Origin of the sequence: Microcoleus sp. AR_TQ3_B6, from assembly GCF_036702785.1 — a bacterium.
Classification (GTDB): Bacteria; Cyanobacteriota; Cyanobacteriia; order Cyanobacteriales; family Microcoleaceae; genus Microcoleus.
Genome location: NZ_JAUBVJ010000128.1, coordinates 1 through 17568, shown reverse-complemented (window position 1 = coordinate 17568; position 17568 = coordinate 1). Strand labels below are relative to the sequence as shown.

Below are 17568 nucleotides of genomic sequence, written 5' to 3'. Positions count from 1 at the left end.
TTTTGTTGAAATTTTTACCTGATTAGTCTTACTATATCTAGATATGTAAAGTTTTGTATCAAGGTTCAACATTTCTGTTCTTGACCCAATTTTTCGATTTTTGTGGGTGTCTACGCTTACACCATGACCAGAGAATTAGCCAAACACGATGACTCATGTATTTGAAGGTTTCTTTGCTAACCACTCCCTGATAATAGTTGGCAAAACCTTGGAGAATTGGATTGAGCTTTTTGATTAGGACTTCCTGCGTAACGGTCGCCATTGATTTAACAAGGCGGCTAAGTTCCTTCAGTTTGGCTAATACTTTAGCTTTTTGGGGAGTAATCAGCAGTTTACCGTCATAGTGTTTCAGATTGAAACCTAAAAAGTCAAAACCTTCAGCTATATTTGCTATCCTAGTTTTCTCCTCGCTTAACTCAAGTCCGCGTTCTAATAACCATTGCTTAACTCTGGGGACTATTTCCTCAATTTGTTCTCTGGTTTTACCAGTGATGATGAAGTCATCGGCGTAACGGATGATTCCTAGTTTTGGACACCAGGATTTTACCGCTTGCTCTAACCCGTGTAATCCAATATTGGACAATAACGGGCTAACAATTCCACCTTGAGGAGTTCCTGTTTCCGTTGGGTTGTGGACACCCCCGTAAACATATCCAGCTTTCATCCATTCTTTGATTAAGTCTCTATGGGGAACAGACCCAATCATGTTGAGAATCGATTCGTGGGCTAGGTTATCGAAGCATCCTTTGATATCAGCGTCTAAAACCCAGAGGTGTCCTTGCTTTGGACTGGCATTGAGTTTAATAAATGCCATTTCTATTGCGTCGTGACAGCTTCTTCCAGCCCTGAAGCCATATGAGTTAGGCTCAAAAACTGCTTCCCATTCGGGTTAAGCGTGTGTTTTTTACCAAATTCTGTGCGACCCTATCCTTGATAGTGGGAATCCCTAAAGGACGTTTCTTGCCGTTTGCTTTGGGGATGAATACCCTTTTGGTTGGTGATGCTTTTGGCCTTGACCAGTTATCGAGAAGTTTTACTCGCTCGTCTGGAGTGTTTATAACCTCCTTATCCACCCCTGCGGTACGCTTTCCCGTGTTAACCTGAGTAATTTGTCTCACAGAAATTAGTAGGTTGGCGTAGCTTCTTACTAACAGTTTCTGCAATCTTCTCAACTGCTTCCACTGCCCAAGTTGTCTGGCACGAAATATCCTTTGTTGTAGATTTCTGACATTCTTCCTGACTTTATGCCAGTTGACCTGACTCCAATCACTAAGTTGTCCCTCATGTCCATTTATTAAGTTGTTACTTAATATCAAACTTTTCATGTCGGTTCGATTTCTTGAACATTTCAATTTCGTATATGACCCAGAAGAAGTCAGCTTTCCTTTCGGTCAGAGGTATAAACCACTATCCTTGCCATTACAACAAGGCGTTTGCTTTTTCTTCCCTCCTTTATCCCCCAGAGATTTCCGTCTTCGTTGCCTCCAACTTACTGAGAGTATAGACATTCTCTTAGACTCTGTGGGACTTACCCTGTTGTATCAACTAAAGTTTCGTGTATGATTTGGATGCGCCATCCGGTTTTTATTGCCTGATGTTTTTCCTCTCCTCCGATGGGATTTGTGTTCTCTTGGTCGGCTAAGTATCCATTAGCTGACCCACCCATATACCTTTTTGGTTATTGCCTATCAGGTCATTTGGCAATTTGGTGGCTCACGGAGTTTAAACGGAAGCGTTCACTTTCGTTCATCCAGATTCATACTTCCCCTTTGTTCCTGACCAGATGTGACCTTATCTAGCTTTGGTTACTTTCGTGACTTGCATTCCACCTATTTCATTGCTTACTTTAGGCGTAGTCGGACTCGGATTGAGTCTTTTACGTAGGGGTCGATGAAGAGAATCATCGAGCAGCGTCGGTGCTGCGGTTTAGTTGACCTTTCAGGTCGCGCGGATACAAGTCCCGTCCTTTTAGGACGGCTTTAATTCGATAAATTCTGGAATTAACGTCAAATATATGGTAGTATAAGACAGCAGCCTGCCAAGTCGAACTATGCTAGTTTTTGAGTTCAAAGCCTACGGGAAAAAGCAACAATACCACAAGATAGATGAAGCTATTCGCACGGGGCAATTTATTCGGAATAAATGCCTGCGGTACTGGATAGACAATCGCGGTGTAGGCAGAAAAGAACTGTATAAGTATTGCACTCAATTGCGAGCAGAGTTTGGCTTTGTCAAAGACTTGTACAGTCATGCTTGTCAAGCTGCTGTTGAAAATGCCCAACGCGCGATCGATTTTTCGACAACTGTAAAAACAAAAAGCCGGGTAAAAAGGGCTATCCGCAGTTCAAGAAAAACAGTCGCTCGCTCGAGTACAAGGTTGGTGGTTGGAAACTTTCATCATGCCGGAAACGCATTAACTTTACTGATAAGAAAGGTATCGGGATGCTGAAATTAAAAGGCAGTCGAGACTTGCATTTTTATCAGATAGAGCAAATTAAAAGGGTACGGATTGTCCGACGTAGTGATGGGTATTACGTGCAATTCTGTGTCGATGCTCCTCGGAGCGCTCTCAAAGATTGCAAGTCATCCAATCGTGCGGTAGGAATTGATGTCGGAATTAAATACTTTTTGGCTGATAGTGAGGGAGGGATAGTCGAAACTCCTAAATTTTATCGCAAATCAGAAAAGTAATTAAACCGTGCCAACCGGAAAAAGTCCAAAAAGTTCAAAAAGGGTAAACCGCAATCTAATAACTACAAGAAGGCAAAAAATCGGTATGCTCGGAAACATCTAAGAGTAAGTAGGCAGCGAGAAGAGTTTGTCAAGAGAGTGGCACTCCGTTACGTCCAATCTAACGATTTGGTCGCCTATGAAGACTTAAATGTTCAGGGCATGGTAAAAAACCGAAAACTGTCTAAGTCGATTAGTGATGCCGCTTGGTCTAAGTTTCGGACGTGGTTGGATTATTTGGGGAGCGTCTACGGAACAAAAACCGTACCTGTATCGCCCCACAATACCAGTCAAAATTGCTCGAATTGTGGCAAAAAAGTCAGTAAGTCTCTATCAACTAGAACGCACATTTGTCCGCATTGCGGGTATTCGGCAGATCGAGACACCAACGCAGCAATTAACATCTTGAAACGCGCCCAAAATATGGCGGGGCACGCCGAAATTAACGCTTGGGGAGAGATGCCCTCTAGTTTAGTTGGGGAAACCCTGCTAGGTTATGGCGACTCATTGAACCAAGAATCCCCGTCCTTATAGGACGGGGAGTGTCAAAAAGCTACCAAGCGACATCTATCACTTCGCCGTTTTTGCAAATCTGTGGGCTATGCGCCGTCGCACTCATGGTAGCGGCGATATCAACAGGTTGAGAGTCAGCGGCGGTTCAGATTTGTGTCGAATAGCTTTGTGGCACTGGATATTTACCAGGATTAAAGCACAGCGGACGCGACTTAACAACGACATCGGCTGACGGCTAGGGGAAATCATGGATGCGGAAAAACTTAGCGGGCGGTTCGTGAAACTGGGGCGCGCGTGGCGGCTAAAGCAGTCAAACTCTTGTTCAAAGAGTTGACCCACGAACTCGTTTATTCCCAAAAATCAAGCATTGAATCTGAAATTGAGTACCAAGAATTGTTAGAGTGAATAAAGTGCCGGGGTATGCTGCTGCAGGTCGCAGGATTTGGGGCGACCGCTTGCAAAGATACGGTAAAGATTGAGAAGGAGAAAGGTGAGCTAGTAGACAATAGAGAAAGAGGAACAAAAATTTTCAACCTTAGTAAACTGGCAATAATTGCGATTTGTAAGCTTTAGATCCCACACCTACGGGGCGCACCATCTTGATGAATTCCCAGATGACAGCATTCGTCAACTCAACCTATCAATATCAAGTCGGAGGATATTTGCCGGCCGGTGCGCCCACCTATGTCAGGCGATCGGCCGACAGCGAACTCTACGAAGGACTCAAAGCTGGAGACTTCTGCTACGTGTTGAGTTCGCCGCACATGGGAAAGTCCAGCCTGCTAGTGCAAACGGCCAAAAGGTTGCAAGCAGAAGGTACTGTTTTTGCTGCCATCAACTTGAGAAGCATCAGCAGCCCAGATATCTCCCCCCAAAAGTGGTATGCGGCAATCATGTACCGCATCGCAAGCAGTTTGCACCTCACAACCAGGTTTGATGCGATCAAGTGGTGGAACGATCGCGAACTGCTGTCGCCGGTCCAGCGATTGGAGATATTTATCGAAAAAGTTTTGCTCAAGTCTATTCGGCAAAAGCTGGTAATTTTCATAGATGACATTGACAGCACCAGCAGCCTAAATTTCAGTACCAGCGATTTTTTTGCTTTGATCCGGGCTTGTTACTCCAAGCGGGCAGAGCAACCAGAATACGATCGCCTGACTTTTGCAGTTGTGGGAGTAGCAGCCCCGTCAGAATTGATCCGAGATCAAAGCTGCAACCCTTTTAATATTGGACGGCGGATCAATTTAAGTCTATTCCAACTGCACGAAAGTTTGCCGCTAGCAAAAGGATTGGCACTCAAAGCTTTTCGCCCCCAAAAAGTGATCCAAGAAATATTAGCTTGGACGGGAGGTCAACCGTTTCTGACTCAAAAGCTGTGCCATTTGGTACTTGAATACGAGCCTTTCATTGGCAGAAATTCCGAAGCCCAGCAGGTTGAAAAACTGCTCAAACACAGAATTATTAAAGATTGGGAAGAACAGGATGAACCCCAACATTTGACAGCTATTCGCGATCGCATTTTCCATAGTCGCTGCGACCTCACGCGGCTGTTAACCCTGTACCAACAAGCTTTGCAACCGCCAGACCCGAACAAACCGGAGGAAGCGCAGGGAGTACCGGCAGATTACTCTCCAGAACAAATCGAATTGCAACTGTCAGGATTGGTAGTTAAGTCTCAGGGTAAATTAATAGTTGCCAACCGAATTTATGAGTCAGTTTTCAATCAGTTCTGGGTGGAACAAGAACTGGGAAAATTGGCTCCGTACCGCTGGGCGCTAGCAGCATGGCTGGCTTCCGACCGCAAAGATGAATCGCAGTTATTGACAGGGGAAAGTTTGCAGTCAGCTTTGGATTGGGCGGCGAACAAAAAATTAAGCCAAGAACACTATTGTTTCTTGAATCCCGATCGAACTTTTCGGGAAAAACCGACAGCCGTTGCGGTATTAGTTGCAGACATCAGCGCAGACACCGATGCTGACAGCAGGATTCTCACCCCGCCCTCAGAGACTGTTTCAACTGGCAGCAACGAACAGAGATTGTACGATCACATCGTATCCTGCGTCGAAACAGAATCCCCCGCCCAGGTGATCGAGCGGTTCCAAAAGCTATTTATCGACGGCATGGGCTATCCCGATCGAGAAATTGAAGCAACTTTGTACAATATAGTCTCCGTCAAGCGAGCGGATTACGACTTTAAATATATCCTCCACCGTTGCTGCTACATCCCGATCAACCGCTGGCAATTGCACTCACAAAACAAATTGGCGATCGCAAACTTAGTAGCTTTATTTAAGCAGCCTTCTCCCCGATTTGGGAGGGAATTTTACATAGTCAAGCGCTTGCAAGAACAAATAGCACTTTTTACGAAAACTGAAGAATTCCAGACCCTAGAGCGCGTAGTAAAAGTCGTAGAGAGAGAGCCGGAACCGCCGAAAGAAGATACTAATCCCCCCTTGGGTGAATTGATTTGTCGGTATCCTTATTTGTACGGGCATTCTCTACTGAGCAAGGAGAGCATTGAGGAAGACCAGGAAACCATCAAAAAACTGGAATTTCAAAGACAGCGACAATTTGAAAGAGATTTGTCTCAATATTTAAATTATTTGGTTGAACCGAGAAATACAGAGATAGGAATTGTGCAGCCTGCCGCCAATCCCACACTTTTGAACGATGCGGAACTGCACTTAGCTGTCATGGAATTTGCCGGAAAAGTAGCAGGCGAGCGTACTTACAAAGAATCGGCTCAATTTTTTCTGAGAGATGCCAGAAAAACTCCATCTTACGGCTCATTTAAAGTGGATTTATATGAATATTTAATATCGTCGGTAGAACCAGAATACGGCGGGCGTCAATTTAAGAACCGTTTGTACAAGCAAATCAAAAATACATTGCCAGAAAATGACTCGATGAAATTAAATAATCAATTGTTAGTTGGAACTTGCCACCAATTGTTCAACTTGTTGGTAGTGGAAAATTCCCAACATCCCAGCCACTACGTTTTTTACGACTTGGTGTACAACCTCGGCCCCAGCCGGACAATGGGTTTACTGCTGAAACTTGTACTGCTTTCGGGCAAGGTTAAACCTGAGTTGGAAAAGCGATTTGCTATTTTGTTTAATCACTATGAAGGTAAGCCTTCTGATGAAATCATGTGGTTTATAAAATCATTGGAAAATTTCAATGTGGCTGCGGTTGTGAATTTTGGTAAGACGGATTTGTCTTTGGTTAAACAGCAGCTTATTTTAAATTGACAACAAAATTGATCGGGCTGCCTTATATAAGGATAGTAGTAGCTCAAAAAAATTTAGGTAAAACACATGAAAGCCTTTGAAGTCACAGGAACGCTCGACGAAAAAGGTCAATTATTGCTCGATCGACCTTTAACACTAGACACTCCGGGCCCCGTGCGAATCATCGTCCTCTTTCAGGAACCTACAGATGAAGGTGAAGACGACCCCGACGATACGACCGTTGAAGAAGTAAAAGCTAGTCTCAGAAAAGGATTGCTACAAGGCAAAGCCGGACAAACGAGATTAATCTCGGAACTGTGGGAGAGAATCGATGCCGAAAAAGGTCAATTATTGCTCGATCGACCTTTAAGGCTCGGTATTCCCGCTCTCCTACGAATTATTCTCCTTTCCGAACCTATATATGAAGCTGAAGAAGATCCAGACGATACTCCAGTGGCAGAAGTGAAAGCTAGTCTCAAAAGGGCATTCCAGGAAGCTAAAACCGGACAGCGAATACCTCTTTCTCAAATGTGGGAGGGCATCAAGGGATTTTAGATTTTAGATTTTAGATTTTAGATTGATTTTAGATTTTAAATTGATTTTAGATTTTAGATAATCGCATGATTTATCAAGTTGAATAGCCGTCGATCGTACTTTTGTTAACCATTTACTCAAAATCCGTGAAGCGAAGCTATCCCGAAGGGAATCGAACAGATATCCGTCTCAACTCCATCCTCCGCATCATCGCCGAGTTTGATGAAAACGAATAGCGGTGTATTATTAACTCTATGATTAGCTATCTCAAAGGCACAGTAGCCGATATCGCCAAAGGCAGCAACCGCGTCATATTGACTCTGGAAGTCAATCAAATTGGCTATGAAATCCAAATTTTGCCCCGCGTGACCGGTCAATTGCCAGCCTCGGGCGAAGTCGCCCAAATTTTTACCCACCAGCAAGTTAAGGAAGACCAAATCGTATTGTACGGTTTTGGCAGCGCGGCAGAACGCGATTTGTTTCGCCAGTTGACAAGTGTTAGCGGTGTGGGTGCTCAACTGGCGATCGCACTTCTGGATACTTTAGGATTGCAAGATTTAGTCCAGGCGATCGTCGGCGGTAACACCCGCATCCTCGCCAAAACCCCGGGCGTGGGTACAAAAACCGCAGAACGTCTCGCCCTGGAGCTCAAAAGCAAACTCTCGGAATGGCGACAGCAAGCAGGTTTGACAACTTCAGTGGCCGCGGGAGTCCCCCCAGCTATTCAAGAAGAAGTCGAGATGATCCTGCTGGCGATGGGATACACTGCGGCTGAAGTCTTGCAAGCGCTGCAAACCCTCAGTCAAGACAGCACTTTGTCCGCCAAAGGTGATGCGGATGATTGGATACGTGAGGCGATCGCCTATTTGAGCCGATAATCGCCTAGCCGATCGAGAAACCGGGAATAAAAACCCAAATTCTGGCGGGCAAACAAACCCATCCGGGGCAAAAATTTTATCCTTGTTATGCTTCCGGTGTGATAACATAGGAGATTGTGACAATCGTACAAAAAAAACTAAAATCAATTCATGGCTCTTACACAACAGCGCAAACAAGAAATCATGGGCGACTTCCAAACCCATGAAACCGATACCGGTTCGGCAGATGTCCAAGTCGCCATGCTGACCGATCGCATCACAAAACTCAGCGCCCACCTGAAAATCAACCAAAAAGACTTCGCCTCCCGGCGCGGCTTGATGATGATGATCAGCCGCCGCAAGCGCCTGCTGGCATACATCCAAAAGCAAAATGTCGATCGCTACAAAGCATTGATTGCCCGCCTAGGCATTCGCGGCTAAACACCAAAGCCAAAATTTGCGACAATATTCTTTAATCTTGGACAAACACCAAGACTTATTGAAAAATGTTCGAGATTTCAGGTTAAAGATAAAATATGTCCTCCGAACCACCCCGCAAGCGCTTGCCCTTTGAACCGGCAACAAATCGTAAAAAAACGCCTAAAAAGCCCCCAGAACCCCAAGCAAGCTTAGCCTTAGAGTCGGATACTGCCGACAAGCAGCCGAAAGCTAACACAACGGGAAAAAAGTCGCAATCCATCCCAGAAGTAGTCAGCCAACGCATGATATCCCGCATAGCGTTATTCTGCGGCATACCGACAATCATGGGAATTTGCACATTTTTTGTAAGCTATTTGGTAGTCAGCAAGGGCTTGTTCGATCTGCCTAACACAGCAGTATTGCTGGTAAGCATGGGCTGTTTTGGTCTAGGCGTTCTGGGATTGAGCTACGGAGTCCTCTCGGCTTCCTGGGATGAAGAAATTTCAGGAAGCACTCTGGGGTGGGAAGAATTTAATACCAATTTTGGACGGATGCGAGAAGCGTGGCGCGCCGCCAAGCCAAAAAGTTAGTCATTAGTTGTTAGTTATTAGTCATTAGCTAATAACTAAGCTGTTAACCATTAGCGAATTTGTTTTTGGGGAGGAAGAACCCGCCCCACAACAATTGTAATAATACTGATATAAATAGATTCTCGATCGCCATTGCATCTATTTTTCTCAGTGCATCAGAGTCATCATCCGTTTCTAGCCCAACTAAAAAGGCAAAAAAAATATGATTATTGTAATGAAAGCCGGCACTCCAGAAGCCGAGATCGATAGACTAGACGAAGAGCTCCGCACTAACTGGGGTTTGACACCTGAAAAAATCGTCGGCCGTTACAAAGTTGTTATGGGTTTGGTAGGCGAAACCGCCGAGCTCGAACCTCTGCAACTGCGCGAAATGAGCACCTGGATTGAGGAAGTGCTGCGGGTGGAAAAACCCTACAAACGCGCTTCTATCGAGTACCGCCAAGGAGAAGCCAGCGAAGTACCGGTGGCTACTCCTTTAGGAACTGTAACGATCGGCCTGCATCACCCGATCGCGGTCGTAGCAGGCCCTTGCTCGGTCGAAAACGAAGAAATGATTATCGAAACGGCACTGCGCGTCAAAGCTGCTGGAGCTCATTTTCTGCGCGGTGGCGCGTACAAACCGAGAACTTCTCCCTATGCTTTCCAAGGCCACGGCGAGAGTGCTTTGGGATTGCTGGCGGCGGCCCGGGAAGCTAGCGGTTTGGGAATTATTACGGAAGTTATGGATGCGGCGGACTTAAGTGCGATCGCAGAAGTAGCCGACGTGATCCAAGTCGGGGCGAGAAATATGCAGAATTTCTCACTGTTGAAGAAAGTCGGAGCTCAAGACAAACCTATTTTGCTGAAGCGCGGCATCTCCGCCACCATTGAAGAATGGTTGATGGCTGCTGAGTATATCATGGCTGCTGGCAATCCGAACGTGATTTTGTGCGAGCGCGGAATTCGCGGGTATGACAGGCAATATACGCGCAATACGCTAGATTTGTCGGCGGTTCCAGTGTTGCGGACTCTGACTCACTTACCGATTATGGTTGACCCGAGTCACGGCACCGGTTGGGCGCAGTTTGTACCCTCGATGGCCTTTGCTTCGATCGCCTCTGGTACTGATTCGCTGATGATTGAAGTGCACCCGAATCCGAAAAAAGCTTTGTCTGACGGGCCGCAATCTTTAACACCGGATCAGTTCGACAAGTTGATGGAAGAATTGGCGGTGATTGGTAAAGTCATGGGACGTTGGCCGCAACCCGTGCCAGCTTTGGTATAGAAACAGGCGAAACGCCTAACCTAAAATGCGATCGCTGTTAAATCCCCGACTTATTAAAGAAGTCGGGGATTTTGTTATTGGGTTTTTGGAATAGACGCCCAGGGGCGATCCTGCTTCTAGGAAAGTTGGGAAAGTTTGTATAATTGATATGTGAATTAATTAGCGAGAGGGCTGGGAGTCATGGTAGCCATGGGAACCAAACTCACTTTAGCAGAATTTCTAGCTTTGCCCGACGGAGATATATATTGTGAGTTTGTAGATGGTGAAGCAGTTCCGAAAGTGTCTCCTAAATTTTTTCATTCCAGTTTACAGGGAGCTTTGTGTTGCCTGATTCGTGTATGGTGTAAAGGACTGGGGCGAGTGCTTCCAGAATGGGCAATTTTGTTAAAACGTCAGGATAAAGATTGGGTACCTGTTCCGGATTTAACGTACATTTCTTATGAACGTTTACCGCGGAGTTATCGGCGGAATCAAGCTTGTCCCGCAATCCCTGAACTGGTGATTGAGATTATCTCTCCCGATCAAAGTATGAAGGAATTTGAAGAGAAGGCGAAAGATTATTTGGCGGCGGGTGTTCCGCGAGTTTGGGTAATTGATCCAGAAGCTATTTTAATAAGAAGCTTTTTACCCGATGGTTCAAGTCAAGTTTATACGGATAATATGCTGATTGTGGATGAGTTGCTGCCTGGTTTGGAGTTGACGACTAGACAGATTTTTGAAGAAGCGGAATTGATTGATTGATAGAGGGCGATCGCCTCTGGTACTGATTCGCTGATGATTGAAGTGCACCCGAATCCCAAAAAAGCTTTGTCTGACGGGCCGCAATCTTTAACACCGGATCGGTTCGACAAGTGGATGGAAGAATTGGCCGTTATTGGTAAAGTCATGGGACGTTGGCCGCAGCCCGTGCCTGTTTTGGCATAGAAACAGGCGAAAGGCCTCAAGTGATATGGGTGAGTAAGTTTTTGCTAATCTCTACCCCTATTTAGACTAAACAATGCTTTAGTTGGGATTGATAAAATATCCAGAAAGTTGAGGGCAAGCTAAGTTAATGTTAGCTTGTCTTTTACTTTTTGTTAAAGAAGATTTGGGAGTTTTTAACCGCAGATCGACGCAGATAGACGCGGACGGGTTGTTGGCTACCCATGCAGTTGTGATATCATTTTAAGTATAAAATTTTCCAACTTAGAATCAGCTATTCCCCAGAGGTCGCAGACTCGCCCGCAACGGAAGTGCAAGAGCCTCTGTCAATCTACCTTCTTCCCCCAGGCAACTTGCCATGATCCTCAAACCTCAATCCTTTGTCTCCTTGCTGACTGGGTTCGCCGTTTCCGTAGGGGTGGTGGCAACCCTGCCTCAACCCACCACCGCTCAACTTACACCAAAAAATAAGTTTTTTTGCGGTACCAGCAACGGTCAACCCGCAACTCTCATGCGCGGCAGCAAAAGAAATGTCGCGCTGATTCGCTGGACGGATAACTCTTTTCCTCCGCCTTGGAATCCTGAGCAACGCTGTGAGGAGATTTCTCAAAGATTGCAGCGGTTTCACGACAACAAAGTCCTCAATTACGTAGGTGCTAAAATGTGGCGCGGTCAAGCCGTACTCTGCATTACCGACGATCGAGGTCAGTGTCGCGATGACGGATTGTTAGTCACTCTCAAACCCGGAACCGACTTGCAGCAGACTTTACAGCGGCTGAGTTTTAATATTGAGGGCTTAGCCGGAACCCCGCTAGAACTCAGCGGGAACGATGCAATTATTTACAGGGATGGCGAAGCTTACCTCGATATCAATAAACTGCTGCCGGAAGAAGAGGAAGCACCGCGCCCAGAATCTTGAGATAGCGCTCGTGTTCTGCTGCAAATTCCGATGGAGGTCTATTCTGATGTTGGTTGCCTGTTTGGGCGGTTTCATTATTCCCGTACCCGCATCCGCGCCGGATGTCAGCGTTTTAGTGACACAGCAGCCGGCTCAACCTTCTGTCAAACAACTTGAAAAATTGGCAAGGTCGATCGCAGTTAAAATCAGATCGAAAGATGCCCTGGGTTCGGGAATTTTGATCCGCAAACAAGGCAACGTTTATACAGTAGTGACCAACGAACACGTACTGCTAGGAGGCGACCCGCCCTATCGCATTGAAACACCCGACGGTAAGATACATCCGGCAGTGAAAATTCAGACAAATTACCTTAAAGGAAACGATTTGGGTTTATTGCAGTTTCGCAGCGACAATACTGATTATGCCGTCGCAGTTTTCGGCCCAGCCCCAGGACCGGGAGAGCCAGTATTTGCTGCCGGATTTCCTTATGCAGAGGCAACATCTGTACCCGCCATTTCTGCCTCCGACAAGCAGGGATTTGTGTTTAAAAGCGGTCAAGTTTCCTTGGTGTTGGACAAACCTTTGCAGAGGGGATATCGGATTGGATATACCAATGATGTAGAAAAAGGCATGAGTGGAGGGCCGCTGCTGAATCGTCGCGGCCAAGTTGTCGCAGTCAACGGTATCCACGCTGAGCCGATTTTGGATAATGCTTATGTTTTTCAGGACGGTTCCCAGCCTAGCGCGTCCCTGCGGGAACAGATGCGGCGCTACAGTTGGGGAATTCCGATCGAGACTTTTGTGCAGTTAGTGCCATCGAAACTGACAGCTACCGAATCTAGGGGTTTAGAGGTTAAGCAATGCGTTTTTCCTACAGATTGTCAGCAGCCTTAATTGGGGCAACAACGATCGTCGTGCAGCCTCAATTTGCCGTCGCGCAGTTGTCGCCGCAGCAAGTCGAAGCAATTGGCAGAGAAATTACCGTCCGCATTGACGGTGGCGCCGGCGGTTCTGGAGTGATTGTTGAGCGCAAGGATAATACTTACTTTGTACTGACCAATCATCACGTAGTCAGATATCTAGACCGCTATGAAATTGAAACCTCTGATGGCAGCCGCTATCCGGTTTACAAAATGCAAGAATTACCCGGATTCGATTTGGCATTAGTTCAGTTTCAGAGCAATAAAATATATCGCGTTGCGGAGTTGGGAAATTCCGACCAACTAGCCGGAGGAGCCAAGGTTTACGCCACCGGTTTTCCCGTGCCTCGACCGCAAAGAGAACAGCGCAGCTATCGGTTTAGTGCGGGGCAGTTTCAGCGTTACCAGCCGATAGGAGAAAATGGCTATACAATGGTCTACAACAGCGAAGTCATCCCCGGCATGAGCGGCGGCCCTGTGCTCGATGGAGTTGGTCGTATAGTGGGGATTAACGGGCGTTCTTGCAGCGGTTTGAGGTTAGGAATTCCGATTAATAGTTTTTTGGCAAATCAGCGCAATTTGCGGCAGCTACAGGATAGTTCTGCGGACAATACGCGGCCTGAAGATTTGCTTAGTTTGGGCGGGGCGAAGGCTGAGAGAGGAGATTACCAAAGTGCGATTCGGGATTATCAAAGAGCTTTACAGAGTTGTCCCGATAGTCCTGATGCTTACTACCAAATCGGTGCGGCTCAATACAATGCGGGGGATAAACAAGCAGCGATTGAGAACTTTAACCAGGTGATTCGGATTAACCCGAAGAATGCCGATGCTTATGTTTTTCGGGGTTTTGCTCGCTATGAGCAGGGAGATAAACAGGGTGCGCTCGCCGATTTAAACGAAGCGATTCGCCTCGATCCTAACTATGCTAACGCCTACTACAATCGGGGTGTTGCTCGCTCAGACCAGGGAGATAAACAGGGTGCGATCGCAGATTACAACGAAGCGATTCGCCTCGATCCTAACTATGCTAACGCCTACAACAATCGGGGTATTGTCCGCTCTCAACAGGGAGATAAACAGGGTGCGCTCGCCGATTACAACGAAGCGATTCGCCTCGATCCTAACGATGCTGATGCCTACTCCAATCGGGGTGTTGTCCGCTATGAGCAGGGAGATAAACAGGGTGCGCTCGCCGATTTAAACGAAGCGATTCGCCTCGATCCTAACGATGCTGATGCCTACTCCAATCGGGGTGTTGCTCGCTCAGGGCTGGGAGATAAACAGGGTGCGCTCGCCGATTACAACGAAGCTATCCGTCTTAATCCTAACGAGGCTGATGCCTACAACAATCGGGGTGTTGTCCGCTATGAACAGGGAGATAAACAGGGAGCGCTCGCTGATTCCAACGAAGCTATCCGTCTTAATCCTAACTCTGCTGAGGCCTACGACACTCGGGGTGTTGCTCGCTCAGGGCTGGGAGATAAACAGGGTGCGATCGCAGATTACAACGAAGCTATCCGTCTTAATCCTAACTATGCTGATGCCTACAACAATCGGGGTGTTGTGCGCTATGAACAGGGAGATAAACAGGGAGCGCTCGCTGATTCCAACGAAGCTATCCGTCTTAATCCTAACTCTGCTGAGGCCTACGACACTCGGGGTGTTGCTCGCTCAGGGCTGGGAGATAAACAGGGAGCGTTAGCCGATTTCAACGAAGCTATCCGTCTTAATCCTAACTTAGCTGATGCCTACGACAATCGGGGTAAAGTCCGCTATGAGCAGGGAGATAAACAGGGAGCGTTAGCCGATTTCAACGAAGCTATCCGTCTTAATCCTAACTATGCTAAGGCCTACTACAATCGGGGTGTTGTCCGCTATGACAATCTGAAAGACTATCAAGGAGCGCAAACAGATTTCAACGAGGCAATTCGGCTGAATCCTAACGATGCTTCTTCGTACTATTACCGCGCTCTTACCTACTCGCAACAGGGAGACAAACGAAAGGCAATTGATGATTTTCAGAAAGCAGCCAATCTGTATCAGCAACAGGGAAACACCGAGTCGTACAAAAATGCACAGGACAGAATCAGAGAACTTCAGCAATAGCTGTCGATGTTTGGCCGCTCCTAAAATTAGTTAGCAAACGAATCAACCATTTCCTCAACTATTGGGTTCAATTTATCATACTTTTCCGAGGGTGCCTCGTAAGTAATAATATAAGCCTTCTTGTTTTTCAAATTCCAAACTTCCATTATTTTCAAACTGTTATTGCTTTCATCCTTGCCAGTATAAATCACTTGAAAAGCCTCACTCTTAGCCAAACTAGCTTTCCCATTTTTCCGCTCTATATTATACTTCTTAACCTGCTTATTGTCATCTAAAAACTCATTTTCAATAGCGCTCAGAGACTGCTTTGTATATTCCTCTAATGTCAGCCAATCAGATAAAGCTTTCACGCTAATCACCACATTAGCTTGAGAAGGCTGATGCACAAACTTAACCACCTCTCCATTAATTCCGATTTCTTGTGGCTTCCAGTCCTTCGGGTGTTTAATAGTTATCCCATACTGAGAATTTTCATAAGTCTTAAAATCGTCAGAATTCAAAGTTACCCCAGGCGGATTCAACATTTGTTGCATCCCAGTAATAAAACCGGGCAAGCTTAAAATCAGCGCCACAAATCCAAGAACTACTCCCGTAACAAGCTGAGCTACAGCAGTTGCATCGCCAGCCATCGTCGCTTCTATAAACGACTTAAATCGAGTTCGGCGGGGAAGACTTATTTTTGTAAGTGCTAGCAAAACTTGCTCCGCTGACTGGTAGCGCTCCCTAAAATTTGGATGCACCATCTTTTCGATAATTTCTTGGAGTTTAGCGCTCGGTTTTGTCCCACTCGGCCATATAACTTCCGACATATTCGGATCGATAGGAATGTCTTTAGCAGATACCCCCGTCAGCCCTTGCATCCCAATCATCCCCACCGCATAAATATCGCTGTTAAATTGAGGATTCCCATTCCTTTGTTCCGTAGGTGCATAGCCGGGAACACTTGCTTGCACCTGATTCAAAAAATTAGTTCCCTGACTCCCAATTTGTTTAGCCGAACCAAAATCAATCAACACCACTTTGGAGTCCGGGGTGCGTCTGATTAAATTCGATGGATTAATATCGCAGTGAATAATCTGTTTTTCGTGAATAAACTTGACAATTTCCAGAATTTCCTGCAACAGGCCAATCACCTGATTTTCGCTCACTCGTTGACTCGGTTTGACTTCTTCACTTAAATTGTGACCTTCAATATAGTCTTGAACTAAATAAAATTCGGAATTTTCTCCACTGATGTTAAACAACTGTGGAATTTGGTCGTGCTTTAACCGATTGAGAATTTTAGCTTCCGCCTCCAAGCCCTGTTTTGCGCGATCCGCAGCCAATGGAGGTGATAGCGACTGCTTGAGGCGTTTAACCACCCGCAGATCGTTGTCAAGCTGCAGATCTTTAGCGAGATAAATCTGACAAAAATTAGTGTCTTTCAGGTGTTTCGTGATTTCGTAGCGCCCCAAAATTATTTTTCCAATCATCATATCGGTGGTGAGTAAGAAAGGATGTGCTTGCCAGTTTCTAATTCTAATTTTGCCACAAGTAAGCCGATCTGTGCATTATAGTGCTGATTTGGCGGTGCGCTAATCTATATTGCCAGTTAAAAGTCAGGTGGCAATTACCTCACAGACATCTGGGAAAATCCCCAAACTATTGACGTGAAACGTTTGTGGCTGTTTGACACCTACGGTCAAACAGCCACAAACAGAACAGGCGCGCGAGAGAAGATTAATTAATAAAAACAAGCCTATTTAATCAATGATTTTAATTCATTTTTTTTTTAGTGCACTTTAACTCAGCAGAACTATCGCACCTATTCGCCCCCTCACTAATCCACATACTCTCAAAATTATTTCTTCGTAAATTTCTGAGTTTAGCCGAAATCTTTCTGCTGCTACTCGGAAAATTTTTACTATCGAGAACTCAAAGACTTTCATTAAGTTGTTTCAGATCCCCTTGCGGCTGCACTTGCTTGTGCAAACTAATTTTGTCCCCCACTTCATACCCCGAATTAAAACCCGCCGCGCTGCTGACTTGAGAATCTGTTCTCGTTCTAATTTTAACCCCTCGGCCCTCTAGATAATCGGCGATCGCCTGTTGATTTTTCTCAAACATCGATCGCACAACAATCCCTGGAGTCGTAGGGTGCGTGACAACGGGAAAACTTTAACTCGCGACGGCGGGAATATTGACTGTCACGCAATGCGACAAAACCATAGTATTTACAACGTACTATGGTTTTTTTGCGCTTACCCGTTACTCATTGAATTAGCGATCGCTTTGATTCAAAATAGCCTCAATTTGACTCTGTACTTGTTCTAGTTCCCGACGTTTGTCAGCCAGCCAAACCTTTTCGGCTTCGCATTCTGCTTGATTTTGGCGATCGCGCTTTTCCTGCTGTTCTAATAAATTCTCCCACAGAGACATTGATTGTGCGATCGCAGCACTACTTGTCTCAACTCATTCTTCAAATACTTCGATAATTCTGTCTTGTATCTTATCATGTATGCGGACTTATACCAATTTTCTAAATACTTGCTACAGATAATCCCTTTAATATGAATGGATATCCCGTCAAAGAAGCAATCACTTC

General features: G+C 45.8%; 16 protein-coding genes and 2 pseudogenes. 13 read left to right on the top strand and 5 right to left on the bottom strand.

Annotation, left to right across the window (positions count from 1 at the left end; translation table 11 throughout):
- Positions 1-58: 58 nt before the first annotated feature.
- Positions 59-820 carry a reverse transcriptase domain-containing protein gene (locus QUB56_RS34075; RefSeq protein ID WP_332960771.1) on the bottom strand — a complete coding sequence of 254 codons (762 nt, stop codon included), beginning with the start codon at positions 818-820 and terminating at the stop codon, positions 59-61.
- Positions 821-866: 46 nt separating this feature from the next.
- Positions 867-1325: a reverse transcriptase N-terminal domain-containing protein gene (locus tag QUB56_RS34070; RefSeq protein ID WP_332960770.1), complete on the bottom strand. Its 459-nt coding sequence runs from the start codon at positions 1323-1325 to the stop codon at positions 867-869.
- Between the two features lie 725 nt (positions 1326-2050).
- Here QUB56_RS34070 and QUB56_RS34065 point away from each other — a divergent pair.
- The 13 genes and pseudogenes from QUB56_RS34065 to QUB56_RS34010 all read left to right on the top strand — a co-directional run bounded on the left by QUB56_RS34065 (position 2051) and on the right by QUB56_RS34010 (position 14984).
- Positions 2051-3264: pseudogene (locus tag QUB56_RS34065) on the top strand (RNA-guided endonuclease InsQ/TnpB family protein).
- Positions 3265-3331: 67 nt separating this feature from the next.
- On the top strand, positions 3332-3475 hold the full coding sequence (locus QUB56_RS34060) for a hypothetical protein (RefSeq protein ID WP_332960769.1): 144 nt from the start codon (positions 3332-3334) through the stop codon (positions 3473-3475).
- 382 nt (positions 3476-3857) lie between these two features.
- The gene (locus tag QUB56_RS34055; RefSeq protein ID WP_332960768.1) at positions 3858-6494 is read left to right on the top strand and encodes an AAA-like domain-containing protein; all 2637 of its coding nucleotides are present in this window, start codon (positions 3858-3860) and stop codon (positions 6492-6494) included.
- A gap of 66 nt (positions 6495-6560) precedes the next feature.
- Positions 6561-7028: a type II toxin-antitoxin system RelN family antitoxin gene (locus QUB56_RS34050; protein WP_332960767.1), complete on the top strand. Its 468-nt coding sequence runs from the start codon at positions 6561-6563 to the stop codon at positions 7026-7028.
- Positions 7029-7261: 233 nt separating this feature from the next.
- Positions 7262-7885 (top strand): Holliday junction branch migration protein RuvA, encoded by a 624-nt coding sequence (gene ruvA, locus QUB56_RS34045; RefSeq protein ID WP_190742029.1) that lies wholly within the window; start codon positions 7262-7264, stop codon positions 7883-7885.
- 150 nt (positions 7886-8035) lie between these two features.
- Entirely contained in the window at positions 8036-8305 is a 270-nt protein-coding gene (gene rpsO / locus QUB56_RS34040) for a 30S ribosomal protein S15 (protein WP_006633863.1), read from the top strand.
- Between the two features lie 95 nt (positions 8306-8400).
- Positions 8401-8874 (top strand): PAM68 family protein, encoded by a 474-nt coding sequence (locus tag QUB56_RS34035; protein ID WP_332960766.1) that lies wholly within the window; start codon positions 8401-8403, stop codon positions 8872-8874.
- A gap of 202 nt (positions 8875-9076) precedes the next feature.
- Positions 9077-10138: a 3-deoxy-7-phosphoheptulonate synthase gene (gene aroF / locus QUB56_RS34030; RefSeq protein ID WP_332960765.1), complete on the top strand. Its 1062-nt coding sequence runs from the start codon at positions 9077-9079 to the stop codon at positions 10136-10138.
- A gap of 189 nt (positions 10139-10327) precedes the next feature.
- Positions 10328-10879, top strand: a complete 552-nt coding sequence (locus QUB56_RS34025; protein ID WP_445243435.1) for a Uma2 family endonuclease — start codon at positions 10328-10330, stop codon at positions 10877-10879.
- Between the two features lie 6 nt (positions 10880-10885).
- Positions 10886-11062 (top strand): annotated as a pseudogene (locus QUB56_RS37550) (3-deoxy-7-phosphoheptulonate synthase); the annotation flags it as partial.
- 355 nt (positions 11063-11417) lie between these two features.
- Positions 11418-11978 carry a COP23 domain-containing protein gene (locus QUB56_RS34020; protein WP_332960764.1) on the top strand — a complete coding sequence of 187 codons (561 nt, stop codon included), beginning with the start codon at positions 11418-11420 and terminating at the stop codon, positions 11976-11978.
- Positions 11979-12024: 46 nt separating this feature from the next.
- Entirely contained in the window at positions 12025-12852 is an 828-nt protein-coding gene (locus QUB56_RS34015; protein ID WP_332960763.1) for a serine protease, read from the top strand.
- The gene (locus QUB56_RS34010) at positions 12819-14984 is read left to right on the top strand and encodes a tetratricopeptide repeat protein (RefSeq protein ID WP_332960762.1); all 2166 of its coding nucleotides are present in this window, start codon (positions 12819-12821) and stop codon (positions 14982-14984) included. Before QUB56_RS34015 ends, QUB56_RS34010 begins: the two co-directional genes overlap by 34 nt.
- A 26-nt stretch (positions 14985-15010) precedes the next feature.
- Here the strand turns inward: QUB56_RS34010 and QUB56_RS34005 are convergent, their stop codons facing one another.
- From QUB56_RS34005 to QUB56_RS33995, 3 genes are all read right to left on the bottom strand, one after another.
- Positions 15011-16459: a protein kinase domain-containing protein gene (locus tag QUB56_RS34005; protein WP_332960761.1), complete on the bottom strand. Its 1449-nt coding sequence runs from the start codon at positions 16457-16459 to the stop codon at positions 15011-15013.
- A 439-nt stretch (positions 16460-16898) separates the two neighbouring features.
- Positions 16899-17090 carry a hypothetical protein gene (locus QUB56_RS34000; RefSeq protein ID WP_332960760.1) on the bottom strand — a complete coding sequence of 64 codons (192 nt, stop codon included), beginning with the start codon at positions 17088-17090 and terminating at the stop codon, positions 16899-16901.
- 153 nt (positions 17091-17243) lie between these two features.
- The gene (locus QUB56_RS33995; protein WP_332960759.1) at positions 17244-17402 is read right to left on the bottom strand and encodes a hypothetical protein; all 159 of its coding nucleotides are present in this window, start codon (positions 17400-17402) and stop codon (positions 17244-17246) included.
- Between the last annotated feature and the right edge of the window lie 166 nt (positions 17403-17568).